The 8,438-nt window shown below is 64.2% G+C and carries 7 protein-coding genes and 1 pseudogene; 5 read left to right on the forward strand and 3 right to left on the reverse strand.

Going from position 1 to position 8,438, the window contains the following annotated elements:
* A partial coding sequence (locus PMI42_RS28280; RefSeq protein ID WP_008140686.1) for a DUF7092 domain-containing protein occupies positions 1-400 on the reverse strand: 400 nt, incomplete at its 3' end.
* 3 nt (positions 401-403) lie between these two features.
* Positions 404-1,546: a YjgN family protein gene (locus PMI42_RS28285; RefSeq protein ID WP_035966892.1), complete on the reverse strand. Its 1,143-nt coding sequence runs from the start codon at positions 1,544-1,546 to the stop codon at positions 404-406.
* A 363-nt stretch (positions 1,547-1,909) separates the two neighbouring features.
* Here PMI42_RS28285 and PMI42_RS28290 point away from each other — a divergent pair, with 363 nt between their 5' ends.
* Both PMI42_RS28290 and PMI42_RS28295 read left to right on the forward strand, forming a co-directional pair.
* Positions 1,910-3,175, forward strand: coding sequence for a cytochrome P450 (locus tag PMI42_RS28290; protein ID WP_008140690.1), 1,266 nt, complete (start codon positions 1,910-1,912; stop codon positions 3,173-3,175).
* Positions 3,176-3,350: 175 nt separating this feature from the next.
* Positions 3,351-4,625 carry a cytochrome P450 gene (locus tag PMI42_RS28295; RefSeq protein WP_008140692.1) on the forward strand — a complete coding sequence of 425 codons (1,275 nt, stop codon included), beginning with the start codon at positions 3,351-3,353 and terminating at the stop codon, positions 4,623-4,625.
* A gap of 233 nt (positions 4,626-4,858) precedes the next feature.
* Here PMI42_RS28295 and PMI42_RS28300 read toward each other — a convergent pair whose 3' ends face one another.
* Entirely contained in the window at positions 4,859-5,779 is a 921-nt protein-coding gene (locus PMI42_RS28300; protein ID WP_008140695.1) for a LysR substrate-binding domain-containing protein, read from the reverse strand.
* Between the two features lie 125 nt (positions 5,780-5,904).
* On the opposite strand from PMI42_RS28300, the gene PMI42_RS28305 reads away from it, so the two are divergent.
* From PMI42_RS28305 to PMI42_RS28315, 3 genes and pseudogenes are all read left to right on the forward strand, one after another.
* Complete coding sequence (locus PMI42_RS28305) at positions 5,905-7,074, forward strand: acyl-CoA dehydrogenase family protein (RefSeq protein WP_008140697.1); 1,170 nt, start codon at positions 5,905-5,907, stop codon at positions 7,072-7,074.
* Positions 7,075-7,083: 9 nt separating this feature from the next.
* On the forward strand, positions 7,084-8,181 hold the full coding sequence (locus PMI42_RS28310; RefSeq protein ID WP_008140700.1) for a CaiB/BaiF CoA transferase family protein: 1,098 nt from the start codon (positions 7,084-7,086) through the stop codon (positions 8,179-8,181).
* 14 nt (positions 8,182-8,195) lie between these two features.
* Positions 8,196-8,438 (forward strand): annotated as a pseudogene (locus tag PMI42_RS28315) (FAS1-like dehydratase domain-containing protein); the annotation flags it as partial.

The following is an 8,438-nucleotide window of genomic DNA, read 5'->3' on the forward strand; positions in this document are numbered from 1 at the left end:
CAAGCCGATCGGCGGCGAGCGGCACGCCGAACAGCACGACGCAGACGATGGAGACGGCGGCGGCCACCGACCAGCCGACGATCTTTGCCACCCCGCGGCGCGTGGTCTGGTGCTCGTCGAGACGGGCGCAGCGGGCGGCCACCTCGGCGGCCAGCGCAACGTCGCGGATCTCGAGCCGCGCCAACGGCGGCGCAGAGGTCGAGGAAAGACGCAGGACACCGACCGGACTGTCGGCGCGGCGGATATCGTCATAGGCCCAGCGAACGGGCGTTCCGCCCTCTTCGACGATCTCGAGCGCATCAGCGGGCGTCAGCGTGACCTGCCGCCTGCGGCTCGACACGCCGTCGAAGAAGATCGTCGGCTTTGCGGATTGCGCCGCCTCGGCAGAGGTGTCGGTCACGAGCTAGAATCCTGCGACATCGAGCCCATCGGCAAAGCCTTCGCCAAGTGCGCTGGCGAGATCGCCGCGCCCCTGCACATCCGCCGCTGCGCCGATGTCGTGCACCTGAAGCGTCTCAAGCACCTTCACCCAGATATCATGCTGGAGATACACGCGCATGACGACGTTCATTGCAAGCACTATGGCAAGATAGCCGATCACCATCACCACCAGAAGCGGAATACTCCGCGCGATCGCGTCGGGTCCGGTCGGCGCCATTCCGACCGCATTGACCAGCCAGGCCGCGCCGCCCAGATAGAGGCCGAATACAACGCTCAGCAACATCCACCAGCCGATCACTTTCCAGTAGACGCCGTAGAATGCGTCATGCGGCAGCTCCGAGGACAGGCTCACGCCGCCGATGCGGATGCCGTCGAGCCACCAGCGCCATTCGCGCGCCTTGAACTCGGCATAGAAGAATGGGGCGAGCGGGAAAATTATGACCGCGATCGGGCTGAGCAGCCACAGCCACCAGCCGCGCTTGAAGAAGGTCCAGCCGTCGCCTTCGAAGTCGCCGCGCAGATCGCCATAATGGGTGTGCTGCATCTTGTAGCGTTCGAGCGATGCCTCGCGCCATGGCAGCGCCAGGCCGAGGGTGAGGAACACCAAAAGGCCCCACGCCATCGCGCGGAACGCATAGGCCCAGCCCGAGCCGTCCATCCAGAAGCGGACGCCGCGCCAGACCGTGCGCGTGAGCCTGTAACGCCGCGCGCGAAAAATCGCGAACTGGCCGAAGGCGTAGAAGCTGATGAACAAAGGCGTCGAGGCAAAGCCCTGCCAGCGCTCGAACTCGATACCGACGAGGAAATAGGCCAGATAGATCGGCACCAGGATCGCGAGCGCGAACAGGAAGCCGACCAGAAGCTCCTTGGCCCGTCCGGTGTATTCGGCGGCATCGCCGTCGATCGCGGTGTTCGACCACAGATGACGGCGGATGTCGGTGACCAGCCAGAACCGGTAGAAGCCGAACGTGACCAGCTCCAGCATGGCACCCTTGGTGACCATTTTGCGGAACAGTGAGCGGTCGCCGGTGAAATCGACCCGCGTCGGCGGCAGCGGCGGGGGTAAGGGTTCGGAGCCAATGGGGGCCCATTGCATGTCGTTCACGGCGGCAACCTCGGGATGCTGGCCTATTCCGGTCAAACTATAGATCAGAGGTTGGTCGATCCCCAAGATGGGCGGGTTCGATTTCACCTCGATTTCGGCGGGTTTCTGGCATGATTCCACGCGAAAAGGCGTGCGGGAGATCACGCTTCGTAGCCCGGATGGAGCGAAGCGCAATCCGGGACAGCGGTAGCGGCGGCCCGAATCCCGGATTTCGCTTCGCTCCATCCGGGCTACGCTCAAAGGTTGGATGTGGCAAAACTCTCCCTTGCTCCGGCGCAGACAACGGGTTGTAATTGCAAATCAAATACCGCAGCGCAGAATTCATAAAAAATCGCGCGCGAGGGAACGCCAGGGAGAACGGTCATGCACGGGACCATCGAGAGCGCGGCCAAGCTCGACGCATTGCGCGAGCGCGCATCATCGCTTGCGCTGGAGCAGTTCGATCCGGGCGATCCCGAATTGTTCAGGACCGATACGTTCTGGCCCTATTTCGATCGCCTGCGCCGCGAAGACCCCGTGCACTATTGCAAGGATTCGATGTTCGGGCCGTACTGGTCGGTGACGCGCTACAACGACATCATGGAGATCGAGACCAACCATGCGGTGTTCTCCTCGGCCTCGGCGCTCGGCGGCATCACCATCCGCGACATCGACCCGGATCTGCGCCGCGAGAGCTTCATCTCGATGGACCCGCCGCGCCATGCCGCGCAGCGCAAGACCGTGGCGCCGATGTTCACCCCGACGCACCTGGACAATCTCGCCCTCAACATCCGCAAGCGTTCGGCCGAGTGCCTGGACAATCTGCCGCGCGGCGAGGTGTTCGACTGGGTCGACCAGGTCTCGATCGAGCTGACCACACAGATGCTCGCGGTGCTGTTCGACTTCCCCTGGGAGGACCGCCGCAAGCTGACGCGCTGGTCGGATATCGCGACCACCATTCCCGGCCCCGACGGCCTCGTTGCAACGGAGGACGAACGGCAGGCTGAACTGATGGAGTGCGCGACCTATTTCTCCCGGCTGTGGAAGGAGCGCAGCGAGCAGCCGCCGAAGAGCGACCTGCTCTCGATGATGGCGCACAGCGACGCCACGCGCCACATGGACGCGAAGAACTTCCTCGGCAATCTCGTCCTTTTGATCGTCGGCGGCAACGACACCACCCGCAACACGATGTCCGGCTCGCTTCTCGCGCTGAGCCAGCATCCGGAGCAATATCGCAAGCTGCGCGAAAACCCCGCGCTGCTCGACAGCTTCGTGCCGGAGGTGATCCGCTGGCAGACGCCGCTGGCGCATATGCGCCGCACCGCGCTTGCCGACTTCGAGTTCCGCGGCAAGCAGATCAAGAAAGGTGACAAGGTCGTGATGTGGTACGTCTCGGGCAACCGCGACGAGGAGGCGATCGAGAAACCTTACGATTTCATCATCGACCGCGCCCGCCCGCGCACGCACCTCTCCTTCGGCTTCGGCATCCACCGCTGCGTCGGCTTGCGGCTTGCCGAACTCCAGCTCAAGATTATCTGGGAAGAGATCCTTGGACGTTTCGACCGTATCGACGTGGTCGGTGAACCCAAGCGGGTGTATTCGAGTTTCGTAAAGGGTCTTGAAACCTTGCCCGTGAAGATTGCGGCGTGAGTTCGAGCTACATCCACGAGGATACTGCGCCCCCTCTCCCGCTTGCGGGGGAGGGCTGGGGTGGGGGTGTTTCCCCGGGCGAGAGCCCCAAAGAGGAGAAAACCCTCACCCGGCGCTACGCGCCGACCTCTCCCGCAAGCGGGAGAGGTTAGAAACCAACACTGGAGCCACCGCCATGAACATCCAAGCGCCGGTTAAAGTGGACAAGGCCGAACGCATGCGCAGGGCGCGCGAGGAGGCCTATGCGACGCCGCTGGCACAATTCCACCCCGGCGCGCCCCGGCTGTTCCAGGACGACACGCTGTGGCCGTGGTTCGAGCGGCTGCGCAACGAAGAGCCGGTGCATTACTGCACCAACGCGCCGATCGAGCCGTACTGGTCGGTGGTGAAATACAACGACATCATGCATGTCGACACCAGTCACGGCATCTTCTCGTCGGACTCGACGCTCGGCGGCATCGGCATCCGTGACGTGCCGCAGGGCTATGACTGGCCGAGCTTCATCGCCATGGACCAGCCGCAGCATTCGGCGCAGCGCAAGACGGTGTCGCCGATGTTCACGCCGACGCATCTGGACGAGCTGGCAAAGCTGATCCGCCAGCGCTCGCAGACCGTGCTCGACAATCTGCCGCGCAACGAAACCTTCAATTTCGTCGAGCGCGTCTCGATCGAGTTGACCACGCAGATGCTGGCGACCCTGTTCGACTTCCCCTGGGAGGAGCGCCGCAAGCTGACCCGCTGGTCCGATGTCGCGACCGCCCTGCCCAAGAGCGGCATCGTCGCCTCCGCGGAGGAGCGACGCCGCGAGATGGACGAGTGCTATGCCTACATGTCCAAGCTGTGGAACGAGCGCGTCAACTCCGCGCCGCGCAACGACCTGTTGTCGCTGATGGCCCATAACGACGCCACGCGCTTCATGGACCCCGATAACCTCATGGGCAACATCATCCTGCTCATCGTCGGCGGCAACGACACCACGCGCAACACCATGAGCGGTTCGGTGCTGGCGCTGAGCGAGAACCCGGACCAGTTCGACAAGCTGCGCGCCAATCCTGAGCTGATCGATTCCATGGTGCCCGAGGTGATCCGCTGGCAGACGCCGCTGGCGCATATGCGGCGCACCGCGCTCCAGGATACCGAGATCGGCGGCAAGCAGATCAAGAAGGGCGACCGCGTCGTGATGTGGTACGTCTCCGGCAACCGCGACGAGGAGATGTTCGAGAAGCCGAACGACTTCATCATCGACCGCCCGCGCCCGCGCACCCACCTCTCCTTCGGCTTCGGCATCCACCGCTGCGTCGGCATGCGGCTGGCCGAACTGCAACTGCGGATCGTGTGGGAGGAGATGCTGAAGCGGTTCGACCGGATCGAGGTGGTCGGCGAGCCGAAGCGGATCTATTCGAGCTTCATCAAGGGGTATGAGTCGCTGCCGGTGAGGATACCGGGCTGAGCTCTATCCTCCGTCGCAGGCTCTCTCCTCCGTCATTGCGAGCGCAGCGAAGCAATCCAGAATCTTTCTGCTGAGGGACTCTGGATTGCTTCGCTGCGCTCGCAATGACGAGGTTGGGACGAGATGTACGCGCCAAACGCCCAGCGCTCTCAAGTCAGCTATAAAATTCCGGCATGACAGGTCGCGCCAGATGCGAAGGCAAGTCAGCGCCTAACTGTTCTACGACACGGCATCTAACTCAACTTGATGTCCCACACGCCTTCCTTGCGGCAGGCGGCGACTTCCTCGCGCAACAATGCGGTGACGGCGAGCGAGGCCGTCGAGGCCGGGCGGTCGATCGGAGAGGCGAAAATGAGCTCGCGCGTCATCGGCTTCGACACTATGGCGATTTCCAGCCGTCCGTCCGCGACCTCGGCGTGGACCGACGACGGCGGCAGCAGCGCGAAGCCCAGCCCCTCCTCGACCAGGCTCGTCAGCACGCGGAACGAATCCGCTTCCAGCTGGACGTTGAGCTTGATCTTGCGCTGGGCTGCGGCGTGCTCGATCAGCGCGCGGAGGCCGTGGGAATGACTGGGCAGCACCAGCCGCTGCCGCAGCAGCCAGCCGATGTCGACGCTCTTCTTGCGCGCGAGCCCGCAGCCGCGCGGTCCGACGGCGACGATGTTGTCGCGGCCGAGGCTTTGCACGTTGAGATGCAGATCGGCGGAACGGCCATAGAGGATGGCAAGATCCATCTCGCCGCGATGCAGCCATTCGACGATATGGCCGCTGTAGCTCTCGACGATGCGCAGCGAGATGCCCGGAAATTTTTCGACGCAGCGCCGCGCAAAGCGCGCCGACAGCACGCAGCTGACGGTCGGAACCAGGCCCAGCACGACCTGCCCCGACGGCGGTCCCTTGGCCGACTGGATGTCGTCGCGGATCTGGTCGAGTTGCCGCACGATGCCGGAGGTGCGCGCCAGCAGCAGGTGCCCGGCCTCGGTCAGCACCATGCCGCGGCCGTTGCGCGTGAACAGCTCGGTGCGCAGCTCGTGCTCCAGCAGCTTGATCTGACGGCTGAGCGCCGGCTGCGCCACGCGCAACGTGTCGGAGGCCTTGGAGAGGCTGCCGAGCTCGGCCACGCAACTGAAGGTCCTGAGCTGCCGGAAATCCATGCTTGCCAATCCTGGAAGGCTACTTCATACGCTATAGCAAATGAGCATAGGGGGCTGGCGATGTTTTCACAACGCCAGAGGATCGGCCGGCGTTATCTTAACTGCCGCTCAATACGGGAAACGCCATGAGTGAAGATCACCACACCGAAGATCATTCCGACATCCGCGAAGCCGTCGCAAAGCTGTGCGCGCAGTTTCCCGGCGAATACTGGCGCAAGCTCGATCGCGAGATGGCCTATCCAAAAGCCTTCGTCGATGCGCTGACGGAGGCCGGCTATCTCTCGGTGCTGATCCCCGAGGAATATGGCGGCGCGGGCCTGAAGCTGTCCGCGGCGGCGGCGATCCTGGAAGAGATCCAGCGCGCGGGGTGCAACGGCGGCGGCTGCCATGCCCAGATGTACACGATGGGCACCGTGCTGCGGCACGGCAATGACGAGCAGAAGGCAAAATACCTGCCGAAGATCGCGAGCGGCGAATTGCGCTTGCAGGCGTTCGGCGTCACCGAGCCGACCAGCGGCACCGACACCTCCTCGCTGAAGACCTTTGCGCGCAAGGACGGCAACGACAGCTATATCGTCAACGGCCAGAAGATCTGGACCAGCCGCGCCGAGCATTCCGACCTGATGGTGCTGCTGGCACGCACCACGCCGAAGGAGCAGGCCAAGAAGCGCACCGACGGCCTTTCGGTCTTCATCGTCGACATGCGCGAGGCCAAGAACAACGGGCTCGAGATCCGCCCGATCCGCACCATGATGAACCACGCCACCACCGAAGTGTTCTTTACCGACATGAAGGTGCCGGCGGAGAATCTGATCGGCGAGGAAGGCAAGGGTTTTCGCTACATCCTCTCCGGCATGAATGCCGAGCGCATCCTGATCGCCGCCGAGTGCGTCGGCGACGCCAAATGGTTCATCGCCAAGGCGACGAACTACGCCAAGGAGCGCAGCGTTTTCGGCCGGCCAATCGGCCAGAACCAGGGCATCCAGTTCCCGATCGCAAAAGCCTACGCCTCCATGCGCGCGGCCGAGCTGATGGTGAAGGAAGCCACGCGCAAATACGAGGCCGGGCTCGACTGCGGCGCGGAGGCCAACATGGCCAAGATGTTGGCTGCCGATGCGTCGTGGGAAGCGGCCAATGCCTGCATCCAGACCCATGGCGGGTTCGGCTTTGCAGAGGAATACGACGTCGAGCGCAAGTTCCGCGAGACGCGGCTCTACCAGGTGGCGCCGATCTCGACCAACCTCGTGCTCTCCTTTGTCGCCGAGCATGTGCTCGGCATGCCCCGCTCGTACTGAGGTCGCGCCATGGGAGCATTGGACGGGATCAAGGTGATTGCGGTCGAGCAGGCGGTGGCGGCGCCGTTCTGCTCCTCGCGGCTGGCGGATGCCGGCGCCGAGGTGATCAAGATCGAGCGGCCCGAGGGCGATTTCGCGCGCGGCTATGACGCGGCCGCCAAGGGCCAGAGCAGCTACTTCGTGTGGCTCAACCGCGGCAAGCAATCCGCGGTGGTCGATCTTGCCACGAAAGAAGGTTGCGCCGAACTCGAAAAGCTGATCGCCAGCGCCGACGTTCTGATCCAGAACCTCAAGCCCGGTTCGATGGACAAGCTCGGCTTTTCGCGCGAGCGGCTGCTGAAGGACTATCCAAGGCTGATCTCCTGCACGATCACCGGCTATGGCGACGAGGGCCCTTACGCGCACCGCAAGGCCTATGACCTGCTGATCCAGGCCGAGAGCGGGCTCGCCTCGATCACCGGCAACCCTGATGGCGCCTCGCGCGTCGGCATGTCGATCGTCGACGTCGCGACCGGCGCCACCGCGCATGCGGCGATCCTGGAGGCGCTGATCGGGCGCGGGCGCACCGGCAAGGGCGCCGACATCCGCATCTCCATGTTCGACGTGATGGCGGACTGGTGCACCGTGCCGCTGCTCAACTCCGAAGCCGGCAATCCGCCCAAGCGCATGGGCCTGCGCCATCCCTCGATCGCGCCCTATGGCGTGTTCACCTCGAAGGACGGCAAGGACATCCTGATCTCGATCCAGAGCGAGCGCGAGTGGAAGACGCTGTGCGCGAAAGTGATTGACCAGCCCGACCTGCCGGCCGATCCCCGTGTCGCCAACATGGTCGAGCGCGTGCGCAACCGCGATTTCACCGACACGACGGTGGCGGACGCCTTCGGCAAGATGACGCGCGACGAGCTGCTGAAGCGGCTGTCGGAGGCCGACATCGCCTTCGCCGAGGTCAACACCATGGCCGACCTCACCAACCATCCGCATCTGCGCCGTATCGAGGTGGATACGCCGAACGGCCGCGTCAGCTATCCCGCGCCGGCGCCGATCGTCGTTGGCGAGACGCGCAGCTATGGCGCCGTGCCGGCCATCGGCGAACGTCCCAGGAAGTAACAGAGCGAGGCGTCATGACCGAAAAGCTCGACATCGATCACCTCAGGCAATGGATCGGCCGCAGCACCGAGGCCACCGACATCGTCACCGCGCAGCTCGTCATGGGCCTGCGCGCGACGCTGTTCCAGGAGGTCGGCGAGCCCAAAAAGGGCGACGCCGCGCCGTTCACGGTGCATTGGTGCCTGGCGCAGCCGGTGTTTCCGATGTCGATGCTCGGGCCCGACGGCCACCCGACCCGCGGCGGCTTCCTGCCGCCG

The organism is Bradyrhizobium sp. YR681 (assembly GCF_000282615.1).
In the GTDB taxonomy this organism is placed as follows: domain Bacteria; phylum Pseudomonadota; class Alphaproteobacteria; order Rhizobiales; family Xanthobacteraceae; genus Bradyrhizobium.